General features: G+C 30.1%; 18 protein-coding genes and 4 pseudogenes. 13 read left to right on the forward strand and 9 right to left on the reverse strand.

Translation table 11 applies throughout. The features are described from left to right. Positions 1-163 precede the first annotated feature (163 nt). Both CLAU_RS15005 and CLAU_RS15010 read left to right on the forward strand, forming a co-directional pair. Positions 164-1,516: a glycosyltransferase gene (locus tag CLAU_RS15005; protein ID WP_023162989.1), complete on the forward strand. Its 1,353-nt coding sequence runs from the start codon at positions 164-166 to the stop codon at positions 1,514-1,516. Beyond that, complete coding sequence (locus tag CLAU_RS15010; RefSeq protein ID WP_013237640.1) at positions 1,513-3,693, forward strand: glycosyltransferase; 2,181 nt, start codon at positions 1,513-1,515, stop codon at positions 3,691-3,693. Before CLAU_RS15005 ends, CLAU_RS15010 begins: the two co-directional genes overlap by 4 nt. 470 nt (positions 3,694-4,163) lie before the next feature. On the opposite strand, the pseudogene tnpC reads toward CLAU_RS15010, so the two are convergent. From tnpC to tnpA, 9 genes and pseudogenes are all read right to left on the reverse strand, one after another. Further along, a pseudogene (tnpC, locus tag CLAU_RS15015) lies at positions 4,164-4,985 on the reverse strand (IS66 family transposase); the annotation flags it as partial. An 86-nt stretch (positions 4,986-5,071) separates the two neighbouring features. Beyond that, a complete protein-coding gene (locus tag CLAU_RS15020) occupies positions 5,072-6,082 on the reverse strand; it encodes a tyrosine-type recombinase/integrase (protein WP_023162990.1) in 1,011 nt (336 codons plus the stop codon). 2 nt (positions 6,083-6,084) lie between these two features. Continuing rightward, positions 6,085-6,300, reverse strand: coding sequence for a site-specific integrase (locus CLAU_RS21005; RefSeq protein WP_013237643.1), 216 nt, complete (start codon positions 6,298-6,300; stop codon positions 6,085-6,087). Then, the gene (locus CLAU_RS15030) at positions 6,293-7,051 is read right to left on the reverse strand and encodes a tyrosine-type recombinase/integrase (RefSeq protein ID WP_013237644.1); all 759 of its coding nucleotides are present in this window, start codon (positions 7,049-7,051) and stop codon (positions 6,293-6,295) included. The genes CLAU_RS21005 and CLAU_RS15030 overlap by 8 nt, the downstream gene beginning before the upstream one ends. Next, complete coding sequence (locus CLAU_RS20120; protein ID WP_081442036.1) at positions 7,038-7,616, reverse strand: tyrosine-type recombinase/integrase; 579 nt, start codon at positions 7,614-7,616, stop codon at positions 7,038-7,040. The genes CLAU_RS15030 and CLAU_RS20120 overlap by 14 nt, the downstream gene beginning before the upstream one ends. After that, positions 7,577-7,939: a site-specific integrase gene (locus CLAU_RS15040; RefSeq protein ID WP_013237646.1), complete on the reverse strand. Its 363-nt coding sequence runs from the start codon at positions 7,937-7,939 to the stop codon at positions 7,577-7,579. Before CLAU_RS15040 ends, CLAU_RS20120 begins: the two co-directional genes overlap by 40 nt. 137 nt (positions 7,940-8,076) lie before the next feature. Beyond that, positions 8,077-8,823, reverse strand: a pseudogene (locus tag CLAU_RS15045) (transposase); the annotation flags it as partial. Between the two features lie 185 nt (positions 8,824-9,008). Continuing rightward, positions 9,009-9,266: an IS66 family insertion sequence element accessory protein TnpB gene (gene tnpB, locus CLAU_RS15050; protein WP_013237648.1), complete on the reverse strand. Its 258-nt coding sequence runs from the start codon at positions 9,264-9,266 to the stop codon at positions 9,009-9,011. Further along, positions 9,256-9,636 (reverse strand): IS66 family insertion sequence element accessory protein TnpA, encoded by a 381-nt coding sequence (gene tnpA / locus CLAU_RS15055; RefSeq protein WP_013237649.1) that lies wholly within the window; start codon positions 9,634-9,636, stop codon positions 9,256-9,258. Before tnpA ends, tnpB begins: the two co-directional genes overlap by 11 nt. A 178-nt stretch (positions 9,637-9,814) precedes the next feature. On the opposite strand from tnpA, the gene CLAU_RS15060 reads away from it, so the two are divergent. From CLAU_RS15060 to hepT, 11 genes and pseudogenes are all read left to right on the forward strand, one after another. After that, on the forward strand, positions 9,815-10,156 hold the full coding sequence (locus tag CLAU_RS15060) for a hypothetical protein (protein WP_051154306.1): 342 nt from the start codon (positions 9,815-9,817) through the stop codon (positions 10,154-10,156). Continuing rightward, on the forward strand, positions 10,081-10,920 hold the full coding sequence (locus tag CLAU_RS15065; RefSeq protein WP_023162993.1) for a Mu transposase domain-containing protein: 840 nt from the start codon (positions 10,081-10,083) through the stop codon (positions 10,918-10,920). The genes CLAU_RS15060 and CLAU_RS15065 overlap by 76 nt, the downstream gene beginning before the upstream one ends. A gap of 303 nt (positions 10,921-11,223) precedes the next feature. Beyond that, positions 11,224-11,658: an ATP-binding protein gene (locus CLAU_RS15070; protein WP_250613044.1), complete on the forward strand. Its 435-nt coding sequence runs from the start codon at positions 11,224-11,226 to the stop codon at positions 11,656-11,658. Positions 11,659-11,950: 292 nt separating this feature from the next. Then, a pseudogene (locus CLAU_RS15075) lies at positions 11,951-13,602 on the forward strand (AAA family ATPase). Positions 13,603-13,701: 99 nt separating this feature from the next. Then, positions 13,702-14,004 (forward strand): nucleotidyltransferase family protein, encoded by a 303-nt coding sequence (locus CLAU_RS15080; protein WP_013237656.1) that lies wholly within the window; start codon positions 13,702-13,704, stop codon positions 14,002-14,004. Then, positions 13,988-14,374 carry a nucleotidyltransferase substrate binding protein gene (locus tag CLAU_RS15085; protein ID WP_013237657.1) on the forward strand — a complete coding sequence of 129 codons (387 nt, stop codon included), beginning with the start codon at positions 13,988-13,990 and terminating at the stop codon, positions 14,372-14,374. The genes CLAU_RS15080 and CLAU_RS15085 overlap by 17 nt, the downstream gene beginning before the upstream one ends. A gap of 182 nt (positions 14,375-14,556) precedes the next feature. Continuing rightward, positions 14,557-14,793 (forward strand): annotated as a pseudogene (locus tag CLAU_RS15090) (AAA family ATPase); the annotation flags it as partial. A 106-nt stretch (positions 14,794-14,899) separates the two neighbouring features. Then, complete coding sequence (locus tag CLAU_RS15095; protein WP_023162996.1) at positions 14,900-15,949, forward strand: glycosyltransferase; 1,050 nt, start codon at positions 14,900-14,902, stop codon at positions 15,947-15,949. Positions 15,950-16,181: 232 nt separating this feature from the next. Then, entirely contained in the window at positions 16,182-17,774 is a 1,593-nt protein-coding gene (locus tag CLAU_RS15100; RefSeq protein ID WP_023162997.1) for a P-loop NTPase family protein, read from the forward strand. A 128-nt stretch (positions 17,775-17,902) separates the two neighbouring features. Then, positions 17,903-18,310 carry a type VII toxin-antitoxin system MntA family adenylyltransferase antitoxin gene (gene mntA, locus CLAU_RS15105; RefSeq protein ID WP_013237661.1) on the forward strand — a complete coding sequence of 136 codons (408 nt, stop codon included), beginning with the start codon at positions 17,903-17,905 and terminating at the stop codon, positions 18,308-18,310. After that, a complete protein-coding gene (gene hepT, locus CLAU_RS15110; RefSeq protein ID WP_023162998.1) occupies positions 18,303-18,707 on the forward strand; it encodes a type VII toxin-antitoxin system HepT family RNase toxin in 405 nt (134 codons plus the stop codon). The genes mntA and hepT overlap by 8 nt, the downstream gene beginning before the upstream one ends. Positions 18,708-18,745 lie beyond the last annotated feature (38 nt).

An 18,745-nucleotide genomic window follows, 5' to 3' on the forward strand; every position in this document is an offset into this window, starting at 1 on the left:
TTACTAGTGATTAGTAGAAATCACAGATAAAGTTATAGTAACTAATAAATTTAGTATGTTTTGCAGTAGGAAGAAAAAAGTAGGTTCATTAGTCGATACTTTTATTATTAAATAAAATATAATTACTACATATTATATGAGATTATGCAAGGTGGAAGATCAAATGAAAAATGATATGGATTTATTAAAAAAACAATTAAAAGATAATATACAAAAGCTTATAGATAGTGATGATTTAAAAGATGCCAGGCAGATTGTAGAGCAGTATAAAGGTACAGATAAGGGTGATATCGAAGCGTATTCTATGGATGCAGTTATTCTTATAATGGAAAACAAGTTTGATGAAGCACAAGAAGTGCTTAGAGAAGGATTAAATATTGATGAAAGTAATTTCGACTTGAACTATAATCTAGGATATATATATGAGCAAAAGAAGAATTTTAGACAAGCATTATGGTATTATAATAGGGCTTTACATAACTGCGGTGACGAAAATGCGGTAAAAGAAATCAATCAAATTATGAAAAAAATACAAAAGGAACATAACACTAAGTTAATAGATGATAGAAAGAAAATAATCTTTTTTGATAAAGGTGATGACAAGTTTATATGGGATATAATAAATGAATTATCTGAAGAATATGAAACAAGACATATAAGAGTTACAAATTATAAACAGATTGATGAAGGTATGCAGTGGGCTGATATATGTTGGTTTGAGTGGTGTGATGAACTAGTTGGTTATGGAAGCAAACTGCTAATTGCAAAAGAAAAGAAAATAATATGCAGAATTCATGGATATGAAGTGTATTCTGATTTTATTAGGGAACCAAATTGGAAGAATGTTAATGATTTGATTATTGTGGCTCCGCATATTAGAAGAATATTTGAAGAAAATACAAGAAATATAGATAAGGGAAACTTAAGAATCCATACAGTATTTTGTGGAATTAATGTGGACAAGTATCCATTAAATATAAAAAAGAAAGGTTACAACTTAGGATATTTAGGATATATAAATTTCAAAAAAAATATACCATTAACTCTTGATATATTTAAAAAATTGCACGATATTGATTCAAGATATAAGTTGTATATAGCAGGCCAATTTCAAGATGCGAGAACATTAGCATATTTTCAGTATTTTATAAAGGAATATAAACTTGATAAAAGTGTAGTTTTTGAAGGATGGCAGAATGAAAAGCAAAAGATTGAGTGGTTTAAAAAAATAGATTATATGGTTATATCAAGTATTGATGAAGGATTATGTTTTGCAGCTGCAGAAAGTATGGTAAGCGGTATAAAGCCTATTTTACATAATTGTGAAGGCATAAAAGACCACTATGATAAAAAGTATATATTTAATTCTGTTGATGAAGCAGTAAAAATGATAACAGAAGAAAAATATGATTCTAGAGAATATAGAAAGTTTATTCAGGACAAATATTCACTTGACAAAGAAAATTTTTATATTACAAAAGTACTTGATAGATTAAATGAAGGTGAATTGAAATGAAAATATTGTATATAAGTGTTATAGAACAAAATGCAGGATGGGGAGCTGAGTATTTTGTAAACAGAGGATTTATAAAAAATGGACATAAAACCATTACACTTGATTATAGAAAATACAGAGATCAGTTGGGAGAAAAGTTATTGCAAGTTGGTGATTTTGATGTATTATTACTTCAAAGAGGAGATTGGTTTCCTATAGAACTTTTAAAAGCTGTAAATAGACCTAAGTTTTTTTGGGCATCAGAACCAATTGTATCGTGTAGGGATGAGGATAGGCTTTTAACATCAGGAAAGTTTGAACACATATTTGTTCATACTAATAGGTGTTTAAACTTTGCCGTAGAAGATTATAAATGGCTTAGTAGAAGTAACACATCAGTTTTGGTAAATGGATTTGATGAAATGATGCAATATAAAATGCCTAGTACATTGAAAGATATTGATGTTCTTTTTGTAGGTACACCTTCAAAAAGAAGAGAAAAAATAATTCAGATACTAGAAAAAAAATTTAATATAGTATATACACAAGCATTTGGTGAAGAAATGACAAAATATTTTAATAGAGCTAAAATTGTGCTTAATCTTCATACATTTGAAAATCTTGATACTGAAACAAGAGTATTTGAGGCACTTGGTTGTGGTGCATTTTTAATAAGTGAAAAGCTTTCAACTGAAAATCCTTTTATCTCTGGGAAAGACTATGTGGAAGTAGAAACAGGTGATGTAGAAGCAATAGACAAAGCAATAGAATATTATTTAAGAAATAGTAAAGAAAGAAATCAAATAGCGGAATCTGGATATAATGAGGCACTAAAACATCATACGTATACAGAAAGAGCAAAGTATATTACAGAAGTGATGGAAAAGTATACTGGTGAAATAGATAAAAGTAAACCAGCTATAAACAAAAATGTTGTTATGAATTATATTAAAAACAAGAATAATCCTAAAAGTTATGATAAAGTTTATGACATTAGAACGAATTATACCACAAATAAATTATTTACTATAATTAATAGTATGGATAAGGAAGAAGATGTCATAGATAATACGCAGCAAATTATCAGTTTAATAAATAAGAATGAAATAAATATTAATGATTTAATTAATATAATTGTAAATAGAACTGTAAAAAAAGAAGAATTATTAGATTATATTGCTGTGAAATTTTATGAAACTAAATTGGTAGATTTGGCATTAAAACTTTTAATGGTTGCTTATGAAATTAATGAAGAAAATATTGATACTCTTTATAATTTAGGATATGTACTTAGTAATTGCGGTGAATATAAAGTTGCAATGTCATATATTCAAAAATATAAAGGTAAAGATAAAGATTTAGATTGCCTCATAAAAAATATTTATGAGAAATTAAAGTGTGATGAAAGTTTATACATTAAAAATTATAAATATGTATTTGATAGTGAAGGAAATTATGCTGAAGAATTGAAAGCTCAATATTGGCTAAGAGTCAATTCTGAATATTGCTCACAGATTGAAAAAACTTTTAAATGCGTTGAAACATTAGATAATGGTTTTGGAGGTTGGGCTTTATCTAAAAGTTCATTAAGATATTTATGTGGTTATTTATTTAGCAAACGAAAAAGTGAATATAACATAATTGAATTGGGCAGTGGGCAATCAACTTTATTCTGGAATAAATTTATGGATATATCAAATTTAAATTTAAATATTAATACATTTGAACATGACGGATATTGGGCTAATGAAGTAAGAAAAAAAGTAAACTATAATGGTAAAATAAATATTAATGTATGTAAGCTATACACTATTGATGATAATATATGGAATTGTATGTTTTCATATCCTAAAAATTCAATTGGAATTTGGAGTAAATATTCAACTGAAATTCCAGAAAACCAATATAAAAATACCCGAGTACATAATTGTTTTTATAATATAAAAAAATCAATGTTTAGCAAAGAAGGTAGCATTGATGCAATGATTGTTGATGGTCCGCATGGTAATGGGCGCTCTTTAAGTTATGTTTTGTTTTATAATTATCTAAAATCTGATGCGTATATTTTAATAGATGATGTGAATCATTATCCATTTTTAGATGAATTGAACAAAATTTATAATTTTATCATACTTGAATCATCATTTTCCAGTAACAAAAGGTGGATATTGTTAAGATTAAATGGGTACAAGTTTTAGTATTAGAGTAGGCAGTGAAATATGCTATATATACCTGTAAAAATAAATGGTCATTTGTTAGAATAGTCATAACTTGCTACTTGTTTTTTACAGGAGGATTGAACCCACGGGGGGGATTCCATGGTAGATGTTCTTCCAGAAAGGCCGTGAAAATAATTTTGTGTATTCTCTTTCTTTAGGCTAATAATTCTAAATCAAAAAGTTTGTAGAATAATGTTACTACAAGGCAATATACTTTATGGATAATATTATTTGTATATCATCTCCAATTTTAGTCGATAATATACTTACCAATAGCAGGATAAGGCAATGCTGAGGAGCAACCTGAGCGTCTATTGGTGTTCTTTACAGAAACGGATGGTTTTAAACTATCCGTTTCATCCGTTTCTGGGAGAACAAAGTAAGCGATAAACTACCCAGTGTATAAACATAAAAAATAAACGACCATTTATTAAAATGGTCGTAATTTATTATGCTTTCTTTTTACATGAAGATTGAACCCATTGGTCCCATGGCAGGTATTCATCCAGGAATTCTGGATGTGCTCCAAATTGAACACCTGGTAAATTTTTAAACAAAAACTTGAGATAACTATAGGGCTCAAGGCCGTTAGCTTTAGCCGTTTCAATTATACTATAAACTGCTGCACTGGCTTCAGCTCCCCTTGGACTTCCACTGAAAAGCCAGTTTTTTCTTCCTATCGTAAATGGTCTTATGCTATTTTCTGATAGGTTGTTTGAAATGGCACAATTTCCATCCATTAGATAGTTCATAAATCCTTCTTTATTCTTTACTGCATAATCTACTGCCTTACCGAGCCTTGATTTTGGAAGACAGCTCTGTTTTATAGAATTAGCCCAGCTCCAAAAGGCCTCAAGAATCGGTTTTTCCGTTTCAAGACGCTTCGTTTTTCGCTCCTCAGGTGTAAGATTCACAAGTAGTTTTTCTTCTGAAAAGAGTTTATTGCAAAAGTCAATTCCTATTGCCGGAAGTGTAGCTTCTGGACTTTTTATGTCTTTAGGAAGTGCTTCAACAAAATACCTTCTAAGATGTGTCCAGCACAGGCATCTTATTACTTCAGGTACTTTATTGTACCCACTATAACAGTCGGTATGAAGGTATCCTTTAAAACCTTTTAAAAATTTTTGTGGACAATTTCCACTTCTTGAAGGCTTGTAATCAAACAACCTTATAGGTGTCTGGCTGCCTGCATACGTACTATATACCCACATATAGGATTCAGATGCGTTTTTCCTTCCAGGTTCCATAAGTACCTGTACAGGTGTCTCATCTTATGCAGAGTTAAATATTATGTAGAGTAGAAAATGGTTGAGCTGGATATATAGGCATGGGTAAGCTTAACCACTCTACATAATATTTAGATGTTTTTACGGAGCCATTCCAGTAAATCGTTCTTTTCTGTTTTTGAATAATCTTGGACGGTTTCTGTTATAAAATTACTGGCTTCCTCGATATATTTTCGTTTCAGTTCGGGATTACACCTAGCATAGATTTCTGTTGTTGTTACTGAGGAATGCCCCAAGAAGTCACGAATGTATATTAGATTAACATTATTTTCAAGCAGATGCATAGCTTTTGAATGTCTAAGTATATGAGGATGTAGTTTGTATGGATAAAGGTCTAATCTATTTTTTCGTGACATATCCCCATATTTATTAAGAATATAAGCAACTCCTGATCTTGAAAGTGGGTTACCCAATCTATTGACAAATATATTTTCTTCAAAATTATGTCGGGTTGAAATACTTAAATAATTTTTTATGATTTCAGATACCTGTTGGCTAATGGGAACAACTCTTATCTTATTCCCTTTACCAGTTAATGCAACAGTATTTGGAATACGGAATGATATATCTCCAATTTTTAAATCAATGATTTCTTGAACTCGACATCCAGTTTCATAAAGCAATGCAAGCAGTGCTAAATCACGTATTCCTCTATCAGAAGTTTTGTCTGGCATCTTCAGAAGATAGGAAATAGCTTCTATATTAAGATAGCCTATAGATTTTTGAGTTGCTTTTTTAGCTCGTATGCCTAAAACCTGTTGGCATATGTCACTTTTTTCTGGATTTTCTCGAATGACATAAATACAGAATGATTTCAAAGCTGCAAGGCGTTGATTCCTTGAGCTAACAGTACATTGTCTTTCTTTTTCAATCCAGTTTAGAAAGTCATTAACATTATCAGCAGATAAAATATCCATATTTAACTTGTTAATTTTGCAAATTCTGAAGAGTTCAATATATCGAAAGAAGAGTATAAAAGTATCTCTATATGATTTGATTGTATTAGGTGAAAAGCCTGCTTCTCTATCAAGATAGTTTGTAAAATATCTTGTAACATAATATGAAAAATCTTTTTTATGCATGCTCATACCTCCGGGAAGATATTTTCTGCATCTTCTGCGCTGTACTGGAGAATATCTTTAAAATATTGTTTTGTTAGACGAAGATATTTTTCAGTAGATTCTATACCTTTATGTCCAAGGTATGTGCTTAATATTGGTAATGCACAATATGGATCTTTCCCCTGAGAAACCATCTGTTCTAATGCATGAACACTAAATGTATGTCTTAGGTCATGCACTCGGGGATACTTTCCATGATATATTTGCCTGTTTCTGGAATTTATAAAACTGATTACGAAATGTCAAAGGAGAATACATCTCATTGTGTAGTGCTGGGAAAAAGTAAGGATTTTCTCGCCGATTCACTTTAAATTCATATGCAATTAGATACTGTTGAAGTGATTTTGACATTGGAACTAAGCGCGAGACATTATTTTTGCCATTCATGATGACAAGAATTCCATTTTCTAAGTCAACATCTGTGAATTTTAATGAAAGAGCTTCACTTATTCGTAAGCCACATCCATATAACACTCGTATGACTGCAGGATAAATAAGAGGGGTGTTAACAAATTTATTCTTGTTTGGCTTAATGCAATCAGCAGCATATATAATCTTCTGTATTTCTTCAATGGTAAAGATGTATGGGACAAAATCTTCAGAAGTTTTTACTAGCTCTTTTGGATATATATATGCAGGAATACCTTTTAGATTAAGAAAAATGGCAAATTGACGTATAGTTGACTGTTTTGCATGAAGATGATGCTTACTATCACTTGTATTTCTAACAGCATATTTTTCAACTAATTCCTGTGACATCTCATATTTGGGTTCAGATTTGGAATAGTTATATATGTATTTCAAGAGGGAATTTAATTTTCCCTGCTCACCTAAAGGATATTTGAATCCAAGCGAATGTTTGTAATTTACATACTCCATTGCAATATCACAGTAAATCTTAGGAAAGTGGAATATTTCATTCTGTTTCATAAGGCACCTCCAGAGAAACTGTTCTAAGTGCATCAATATTTATATTAAGATACATTCTAGTTGTATTCAGATTGGAATGACCTAATACTTCTTTTATTATATGCATAGGGGTATTGTTGTGTAATAAGTTACTTGCAAGGGAATGTCTCATGGCATGAGGGCCATGTTTACGCTTTGAAATATCAATATTAGACTTTATAAAATATTTTGAAACAATCCTGTGTATACATGTGTTTGTCAGTTGACGACCGCCATTCCTTATACCTATAAAAATAATATCTGATTTAGTATCTGGTCTACTATTTTTAAGATAATCCAGTAATGCATACTTTATATTTTCCAATAAAGGCAACTGATTGAATATTTTAGTTTTATACTGTATAAACTCTATTGTATTATGTTCCCAGTGTATATTAGATAATTTTAGCCGAACAATGTCACCTGAACGGATTCCTAGTTCTCCTGCTAAAAGTATGACAGCAAAATCTCTTTTACCATACAGAGTTGTTCTGTCAACAGAACTGATTAACCGTCTAATTTCATTAGGTGAATAAAATGATAAAATTCGTTGCCTGAATACATAATATAACTAGCATTATATAGGTAATTGAAGAAATGCCTAAGAATAAATGTTCTTCCGCTTATAGTAGAAGAAGCTAAATTACATATAGAGATAAGATAGTTGGTTACATTTTTTTGATTACAATTGTATATACTGGCTACGCCATTATCACCTAAATAATTCATAAATGATACTATGGTTAGCCTTCTGGATGAAATTGTTAATGGCGATAAATTATTAAACTCATCCAAAGAAAGATAATCTTTTAAAAGTCTTGCATATACATCATATTTTAGAAGTAGTTTAGTGGAATTTTTAATTTGCATTTTTATGCACCTCCTATTAGAAGTATAGACATAAAAATGTTATGTAGAGCTAATTGTTTAAATAATTTCTAAAATTCTAGAATATCCAGTACTCATTACTATTAACTCTACATAATATTTAACTCTGCATAAGATGAGTTATGTTGTGCTACACATAACTCATCTGTATGCAAATATTTTTCTTCAATAAGTTTCTGGTGCATCAATTTTGTAAGTGGTATCAGCCAATCTCTAGCTGCAACCATAATCCAGTTACTCATTGTTGCACGGCTTAGCTTTACCCCCAGTGACTCCCATTCTTTCTCCTGACGGTATAGTGGAAGAGCATCTACAAATTTCTCATACATGATATGGGCAACCGTAGATGGTGAAGCCATTGAATGCTGTACTACAGGGTACGGCATTGGTGATTTCTCTATATAAGGTAACCCTTCTTTTCTGCATTTCCTACATTCGTAAGATTCCCGGTAATAGTCAATAACACGAACTTTTGCTGGAATAAATTCTAATTCTGTGCGAATAAATTCTCTGCCAATGCTTACTAGAGATGTTCCACATTTTTCACAGAAACGTTCGTCTTCTTCAAGACCACAAATTACTGTATCATGGGGAATATCTTTTAGAAGTTCTGCCCGTTGTCCATTGAATTTCTTACGTCGGTAGTTTGCTACTTCTTGTAATGTTGGTTCTGGCGCAGACGGCTTGCTTTCTGTTTCTACTTCATTAAAAAGGTTTATCTGACCTGCAATTACAGATGTTTTTTCACTGCTCCTGCCAAATAACTTGTGTGTTAAAAATTCAACTGTCTCATGGAGAGTTTTATTCTCCTTCTCCAGTTGTATTATGCGATTTTTAAGCTTTAGAATTTCATTTTTGGTATACATAATTGAGACAGTTCCTTTACTATTTTTTATATCTATTATTATACCATGAATTTCTATAAAACCGCATGATTTCAGATTTCTCTGACACTAGAGGGCATTTTGTACATCTACCTTTTTTACAGCCTTCGGCTGATTCAATGACAGTCCTTCCATGAGCCACCGAAATTCCCGGGGAGTTATGCATTTTACTGCCTGTGCATCCTGGGCCACTGAAAACATCCATTTTCTAATCTTTTATAAAGAAGTACAAAGCCATCACCCTCCCAATATAATGCCTTCATTCTGTCTCTTTTCCGACCACAGAATAAAAATAAACTATTTTGGAATGGATTCAACTCAAAATTCTGCTGTACAATTGCGGCAAGTCCATCAATGGATTTTCTCATATCTGTATATCCAGTTGCAATATATATCTTCGCTGCTTTTGAGATATCACCCAACATTTTTGAGCACCTTTATAATATTTTGAATTAAACTTTCTGAAGCACTGTTGTGAAATTCAAGTACTGCAGAGCCTAAATGGACAATAACATCAGCTTGAGATGTTTCTGAAGAAACATAAGCTGTATCTGTAGAGATGACATTAGATATTTTGGACATATCCATTGGAACTATTTGTTCCTGATTGTTTATTGAAGGCAGTGCTTTACAGGCAGCCGCACGTATTTTCCTTAGCCAGTAGTAATAACTGTTTGTCTTAATTCCATTATTCCTGCACCAAGAAGATACATTTTCTCCACTGTCCATGCATTCACGTATAGTCTTAATCCATTTATTCATTCTATAATCCTGTGTTGTTTTTTGTACATCCATTTAAAATCTCCTATTAAAGTTTTTCAAGTTAACTTGAAAAACTTTAAAACTTATTTTAGAAGATTATCTCACATTTTTTAAACACTTTCTATCCAACTTCTTATTTGACGCTTACGTAAAAGAGATATGTGAAAGACACAAGGAAGCCTTTATTCGCCAGGAATATGATTATGGTGATGTGTGTGAATTTGACTGGGGAGAAGTTAAACTTAATATAGGTGAAGAAGGATTTAAAAAATATCAAATGGCAGTATTTACTGCTGCTAAAAGCAACTATCGGTTTGCAATGTTGTTTAAATCACAGGATACTCCAGCATTTCAACAGTCACATGCTGATTTTTTTGAACGCTGTCAGGGTTCTTTTAGAAGTATGGTTTATGACAATATGAAAGTTGCAGTTAGAAAGTTTGTCGGACCTATGAAAAAGAACCAACAAAAGCCCTTATGGAACTCTCTATATATTACGGATTCAATTTTCGATTTTGCAACATTGCTACTGGCAATGAGAAAGGACATGTAGAGAGAAGCGTTGAATTTGTAAGAAGAAAGGCATTTAAAATTAAGGAATGTTTTGATTCTATTTCAGATGCTAACAATCATCTATTAGAATGCTGTATGCAGATAAATAGTAAACCTATTTCTAATGATACAGTTCCATTAGAGGTATTTCATCAGGGAAAAATGTATTTAAACCCACGCTTGCCTATATTTGAAAGTTGTATTGCCTTAGAATATAGAGTAGACAAATATTCAACTATTATAATAAGTCAAAATCATTATTCAGTACCTGATTTCCTGGTTGGAAAAATGCTGCTAGTTAAAGTATATACAGATAAAATTGTTATTTATCATAAAAATATCATTGTTGCAGTTCATAAAAGAAATTATCTTAATCACAGCTGGAATATTCAGCTTAAACATTATCTTAAAACTCTATATAAAAAACCAGGTGACCTACATAAAAGCACAGCACTGCTTCAAGAGAACACCAAAATACAAAACATATTCAACAAATATTATAGCAAAGATGCAAAAACATTTCTAGAAGTTTTAGAGATTATCTATGAAAGAGGCGTTGATGATGTTGCCGATGCCTTAATAAAATTAGAAAAAATATCACCACTGGATATGAGTAGAGATAAAGTAATGGCTATTTGCGATTATGCTTCACAAACTAAATGTAGTACTAAGAAAGACTATACAGATGTCCTGTCGAAAAAGTCAAGGGCAAGCCTTTCTTTGTACAATAACCTTGCTAATCTACAACTTGAAAGGACGGTGTAGGGATGAAAATAAAATTCAATAAGAGATTAAAGAATTCTGCAATATACTCAAACTCAGAGGAATACATGACCACTTTGAGGAAGTTATTGAGGAATCCAGAGATTATGAAGAATTTTTGCACAAACTACTGCTGCTTGAGATTGATGAAAAAGATAAACGTGGAGTTGAGTGCCGGATAAGTAATGCAAAGTTTCCATATAGAAAATACCTTGATGATATTGACGTAAGATATTTGCCTGAAGGTATGCAGAAAAAGCTTCCTGAACCCAGTACTCTACATTTATAGAAAAAGGTCAAAACGTAATTTTAGTAGGTAATCCAGGTACAGGTAAAACACATGTAAGTATAGGACTAGGTATAAAAGCTTGTATGGAAGGATACAAAGTGTTGTTTACCACTATTCCATTACTAATAACTAAACTTAAGGAATGTAACAGCCAGAAAACATTAACTTATTTTGAACGTAGATTTGAAAAGTATGACTTAGTAATAGCAGATGAACTTGGATATATTTCTTTTGATAAAGAAGGTGCTGAGCCGCTTTTTACAAATCTTTCTTTAAGGGCATCAAGAAAATCAATAATAATAACCACCAATTTATTCTTTGATCGATGGGAAGAAATATTTGGTGATCCAGTTATAACAAGTGCTATGGTAGACAGACTTACAAACAAAGCACATATCATAGACATGACAGGTGACTCCTATAGACTTCGTGAGTCTCTTAGTCAATGCTAAAACTTAGCACCTATGAAAATTCATAGGTGTAACGTCTTATAATTAGTGACCTAAAATTCAATGAGCAGATGACCTAAATTTCACTTGACATATACATTGAATTGGCTGCTCTTTTTAGTATATCTAAATGATTATAAAAAGAACAAATGTTTGTATAAAATTAATTTTTTATGACCATAATAAAAATACAGCTTTAATAATGGAAAAATATGATTGTTATAGATTATAATAAAATAGAACATGAAGAAATTTTGTGGATATATACTATCTATAAAAAGGTGGTTTTAAAATTATGAAAAAGAGATTTAATGTAACGGGAACCTGCATACCGGAGAAACATTATATGGTAGACATTTCTGATAAAATAAAAAGGATAATGAATTTCATAGAAGATGAAGAATATTTTGTAATAAACAGACCAAGACAATATGGAAAGACTACAACTTTGTATATGCTTGAGAGGTCTTTGAATAAAAATGAAGATTATTTAGTTGTTTCCATAAGCTTTGAGGGAGTTGGAGACTTGATATTTGAGGAGGAACAAAGCTTTGTAAAAGCATTTTTGGAAATAATGGCTGATAGTTTATATTTACAGCATGAAAATTTAGCATCTTTTTTAGAAGAAGAAAAAAAGAATTTAGCAAATTTTAAAGATTTATCAAGAGCAATAACAAAATTTATTGTAAAAGTTAATAGAAATGTAATTTTAATGATAGATGAAGTGGATAAGAGCAGCAATAACCAGCTGTTTTTAAGCTTTTTGGGAATGCTTAGAAATAAATATTTACTTAGGAATGCAGGAAAAGACAGAACATTTCACAACGTGATACTTGCTGGAGTGCATGATGTTAAGCAGGCATCCAAAATCTATGATTTTGAGATGATCGCTTACTCATGCGAAGAATTGAGCAGGAGCTTCCTTGAGAAGAAGATTAAGATAAGATTTGATGAAGAGCATAAATACAACAGCCCCTGGAATATTGCATCTGATTTTGATGTGAATATGAGCTTTTCAAAAAAAGAAATAGGAACAATGCTTGATGATTATGTTAAAATAAAGGTGTAGAACTTGATAAAGAGTATTTTTCAGATAGACTCCGTTTCTATACTTCGGGATACCCCTTCCTTGTAAGCAAACTCTGTAAGATAATAGATGAAAAGATAATGGTAGAAGATCAGCTTAAGTGGGAAAAAGAATATATGGATATGGCTGTTAAGAGACTTTTAAATGATGATAATACGAATTTTCAAAGCCTTATTAAAAACATTGAAAACAACAGTAAATTGAAGGAAATGGTGAAGGATTTAATAATAGACGGAAATAAAATTAATTATAATATAAGTAATCCAATTATAAATATGGGAATGCTTTATGGAATATTTAAAAGTAAAAATAATAGCTTAAAAATAAATAATAGAATATATGAGCAGCTTATATATGATTATATGAGTTCTTTAATAGAGACTTCAACTGATGTGGGTTTTTACAACGAAAAGTCAAATTTTATAAATGAAGATGGTAATTTAGGTGTAAAAAAGGTACTTATAAAATTTCAGGAATTTATGAAGCATGAGTATTCAGAAAAAAGAGAAGCCTTCTTGGAGGCAGACGGTAGGCTTTTGTTTTTAGCTTTTATAAGTCCAATAATAAATGGAACAGGTTTTGCCTTTAAGGAAGTGCAGGGCGGAGAGGAAAAGCGGTTTGATATAGTTATAACTTATAATAAGAAAATGTATATAGTGGAGCTTAAAATATGGCGTGGTGAAGAGTACCACGAAAAAGGACTTGTCCAGCTCGGAGAATACTTGGAGCAGTACAGTCTAGATCAGGGATATCTTCTGATATTTGACTTTAGAAAACTAAAAGATGAAGTGGGAAAAGTAAATGAGGTTAATGTTAAGATAGGAAATAGGAAGAAAAGGATAGTGGAAGTTTATTGCTAATAATATGATTATGATATAATATAAGTAAAGAAGGATTAAAATAATAATCATATAATATAATCGATAAAAATTGAATATTTTTAGTACGGGTGATTAAAAGTGATAGATGATAAATTGAAAATTGAGTTAGAAACAATTTTTAGCAAATATGCAGAAATTGAAAAAGTTTTATTATTTGGGTCACGAGCTAGAGGAGATAATAGGTACAATTCCGATATAGATTTATGCATATTTGGAGAAGGTGTAACTCATTTAATTTTAGCAAAAATAAATATGGATGTAAATGAATTAAATACATGCCTAAGCTTTGATATATTATCCATTAATGAGCTTAGCAAAAAAGAATTAATAGATAATATATTAAAAGAAGGTGTTGTTATATATAATGAAGAGATTAGATGAAAGAATATATGATTTTATAAATGCCTTGAGTAGATTAAGAGAAGCCTTAGAAAAAGATATTACAGATGATATAATAGTAGATGGTATTATTCAGAGATTTGAATTTACATTTGAGCAAAGTTGGAAGGTTATGAAGCTTTATCTAGAGGATCAAGGAATATTGGATGAAGCTTTAGCACCAAGAAGCACTATAAGAGTGGCTTTTAAGCATAAAATAATATCTAATGGAGACTTATGGATTGAGATGATGTTAGATAGAAATAGAACATCTCATATGTATGATGAAACAACTGCTAAAAATATAGTTGAAAGAATCAAAAAAGTGTATATTAATGAATTTAATGATTTGGAGAAATTCTTAAAAGAGTAGCAGACAAAATGAAAATTGAGTAACAGATACCTGTAAAATAATGTAATAATATTTCTAGAACAGTCATTGAATTGGCTGCTCTTTTTAGTATATCTAAATAATTATAAAAAGAACAAATGTTTGCATAAAATTAATTTTATATGATCATAATAAAAATATAGCTTTAATAATGGAAAAATATGATTGGTATAGATTATAATAAAAAAATGTATATACTGAAGCTTAAAATATGGCGTGGAGAAGATTACCATAAAAAGGGACTAATGCAGCTTAGAGAATATTTAGATCAGTATGGATTAAGTCAAGGATACCTTTTAATATTTGATTTTAGAAAACTTAAAGAAGAAACAGAAAAAGCAAATGAAGTCAATGTTAAAATAGAAAATAGGAAGAAAAGGATAGTGGAAGTTTATTGCTAAGTTTTCTTAAGCGTCTTAAATTTATAACTTAAGAGCCAAGCATTAGATGTTCCAAGCATAAAGGTTTTGAAAACAGATTAAAGTGATAAATTATAGGGGTAAAAATATGTTAACTTTATGTATGATAGTTAAGAATGAAGAAGAAAATTTAAAAAATTGTTTATCAAAAATAGCTAATTTTGTGGATGAGATAGTTATTGTAGATACTGGATCAAAAGACAGTACAAAGTCTATTGCTTTAGAGTTTACAGATAAAATTTATGATTTTAAGTGGTGCAGTGATTTTTCCAAAGCTAGAAATTTTTCTATATCAAAAGCGTTAAATGATTGGATACTTATTTTAGATGCAGATGAGTTTGTAACACAGTTCTCTACATATAATATAGATAGATTTATAAACAATTCTTCAAATAAAAATAAAGTGGGTAGGATTCAGAGAATTAATATAATGGAGGATTCGAGTGGAAATAAGAAATATATAGAAAGGGTAAATAGACTTTTTAATAAAAACTATTTTCACTATGAAGGAATAATTCATGAACAGATTACAGCCTTAGATGGTAAAACTTATGAAACAGATATGCTAGATATAACTGCAGAGCATGTAGGCTATACAAAGGAAGTATTAAAAAGAACAGATAAACTTAAAAGAAATATAGATTTATTGGAAATAGCAGTGAAAAGTAACGCAGAAGATCCTTATCTTTATTTTCAACTAGGTAAGTCCTATTATATGCTGACGGATTACAAAACTTCTGTATTATATTTTGAAAAGGCTTTATCTTTTAATTTAGATTTTAGACTGGAGTATGTTGAGGATCTGGTAGAGACTTATGGATATTCTCTAATTAATAGCAATAGGTATTCAGAGGCACTTATTTTAGAAAAATGTATTGAGATTTACTCAAAGTCTGCTGATTTTCATTTCCTTATGGGACTAATATATATGAATAATGCTAAATTCACACAGGCAATAGAAAGCTTTTTAGAGTGTACCAAGTTTCCATATGCTAAGGTGGAAGGAATAACTACATATATTTCGTATTATAATATAGGGGTTATTTATGAAGTGCTTGGTTTTAGAGAAAAAGCTATAGAATATTATAATATGTGTGGTAACTATGAGCAGGCAAGAAACAGGCTTAAGGTGCTTTAGCCCCCTAAATGTAAATTTTAGAGATTAGGAATAGCTTTAATTGGCTGTTCTTTTTTAGTATCTTAAATTGTTAAAAAGAACAAACGTTTGTATAAGATTATATTCTTGCGGCCATAATAAAAATATGCCGTATATAATGGAAAAATATGATTGTTATAGATTATAATAAAAGTAGAAGATTAAGAAATTTTGTGGAGATGAACACTATCTATAAAAAGGTGGTTTTTAAATTATGGAAAAGGAATTTAATGTAACGGGAACCTGCATACCTGAAATGCATTATATGGTAGATATATCAAATAAATTGGATAAAGTATTTAAGCTTATTGAAAAGGGAAAGTATTTTGTGATAAATAGACCAAGACAATATGGAAAAACTACAACTTTATATATGCTTGAGAGGACTTTGAATAAAAATGAAGAATACTTTGTTATTTCTATAAGCTTTGAGGGAGTTGGAGATCTAATATTTGAGAAAGAACAAAGCTTTGTAAAGGCATTTTTAGAAATAATGGCTGACAGTTTATATTTCCAGCATGAAACGTTATCAGCCTTTTTAGAAGAGGAAAAAAGGAATGTAATTAACTTTAAGGATTTATCGAGAGCTATAACTAAATTTGTTATGAAGAGTAATAAAAAAGTAATACTTATGATAGATGAGGTAGATAAAAGCAGCAATAATCAATTGTTTTTAAGTTTCTTAGGAATGCTTAGAAATAAATATTTACTCAGAAATGTGGGAAAAGACAAAACCTTTCACAGTGTAATACTTGCAGGAGTGCATGACGTCAAGAGCTTAAAGCTTAAAATAAGATCTGATGAAGATCATAAATACAACAGTCCCTGGAATATAGCTTCGGATTTTGATGTGGATATGAGCTTTTCAAAGAAAGAAATAGGGACTATGCTGGATGATTATATGGAAAGTAAAGGTGTAGAACTTAACAAAGAGTACTTTTCAGATAAACTTTATTTCTACACTTCAGGATATCCCTTCCTTGTAAGTAAACTTTGCAAGATAATAGATGAGAAAATAATGAAGGAAGGTCAGCTTAAGTGGGAAAAAGAATATATTGATATGGCTGTTAAGAGACTTTTAAATGATGATAATACGAATTTTCAAAGTCTGATTAAGAATATTGAAAACAACAATGAACTATATGATTTTATAAGGAAAATAGTTTTAGATGGAGAAGATATGACATATGTAAAAAGTGATGAGATAGTAAGTTTAGGAACATTACACGGTATCCTAAAAGAAAAAGGTGGTAATTGCAAGGTAAATAATAAAATTTATGAACAGCTAATATATAACCACATGATGATGAAGGTAATAAGAAATAAAGAATATGCTGAAATATCTAAATATAATTATAAGTCAAATTTTATAAGTGAGGATGGAAATCTTGATGTAAAAAAGGTACTTATAAAATTTCAAAAATTTATGAAACACGAGTATTCAGAGAAAAGAGAAGCCCTCTTGGAGGCAGACGGCAGGCTTCTCTTTTTAGCTTTTATAAGTCCTATAATAAATGGGATAGGATTTGCTTTTAAGGAAGTTCAAGGTGGAGAGGAAAAGCGTTTTGATATAGTTATAACCTACAATAAGAAGATGTATATAGTGGAGCTCAAAGTATGGCATGGTGAAGAGTACCACGAAAAAGGACTTGTCCAGCTTGGGGAGTATCTGAAGCAGTACAGTTTGGATACAGGATATCTTCTGATATTTGACTTCAGAAAACTTAAGGCTGAAGCAGGAAAAGTAAATCAAACTGACATTGAGGTAGACAGCAGAAAAAAAAGCATATTTGAAGTTTATTGTTAAATATTAGGTATATGTTAATTTATAGAGATGAACTAGATTAGGTAGTCTGAAAGCTGTTATTTTGATTATATAGATAATATTATTGCAAAATTTAAATAGGTAATAGATATAAGTGAGGTGTGAGTCAATTGAATATAGATAAAGATAAGGTAAATAAGATAATTCAATTTCTTACTGGAAATATAGAACCATATTTAATATATTTATTTGGTACAAGTGTAAATGGAATTTTTAGAGAAGACAGTGATATTGATATTGCCTTTATTAGTGATAGCAATACTACAGACTATGAAATATTTATGTTAGCACAAAAACTTGCAAATATATTAAAAAGGGATGTTGATTTAATTAACTTAAAAAAAGCATCTACTGTATTTAGAATTCAGGTAATAGCTAAAGGCGAAAAAATATATTGCAGTGATAATAAAAGAAGGGCTTATTTTGAAATGTATGCATTTAAAGATTATGCTACGTTAAATGAAGAAAGAGAGATAGTACTAAAAAATATAAAAAAGAGAGGAAAAATATATGAATGATGTGATATTGAATAAAATATCTGCTATTGAAAGATGTATAAAAAGGATAAATGAAGAATATGATAATAATACTGAAAACTTAAAGAATTATACTAAACAAGATTCTATAATTTTGAATATTCAAAGAGACTGTGAGGCATCTATAGATTTAGCTATGCATATAGTTTCTGAAAGAAAACTTGGCATTCCACAAAACAGCAGAGATGCATTTGAAGTACTGTTTGAAAATAAAATTGTAGATGAAAAACTTATGAATAATTTAAAATCTATGGTTGGTTTTATAAATATAGCTGTTCATGATTATCAAACTGTAAATTTAGATATAGTAAGAGAAATTATTGAGAAACATATACATGATTTAGAAAAGTTTTCAAAGCATATGCTTGATATTTCGTAAAATCAATAAATATACTTGTGGAATTTTACCGAAGGGAG

The sequence above is a fragment of the Clostridium autoethanogenum DSM 10061 genome (assembly GCF_001484725.1).
Taxonomy (GTDB): domain Bacteria; phylum Bacillota; class Clostridia; order Clostridiales; family Clostridiaceae; genus Clostridium_B; species Clostridium_B ljungdahlii.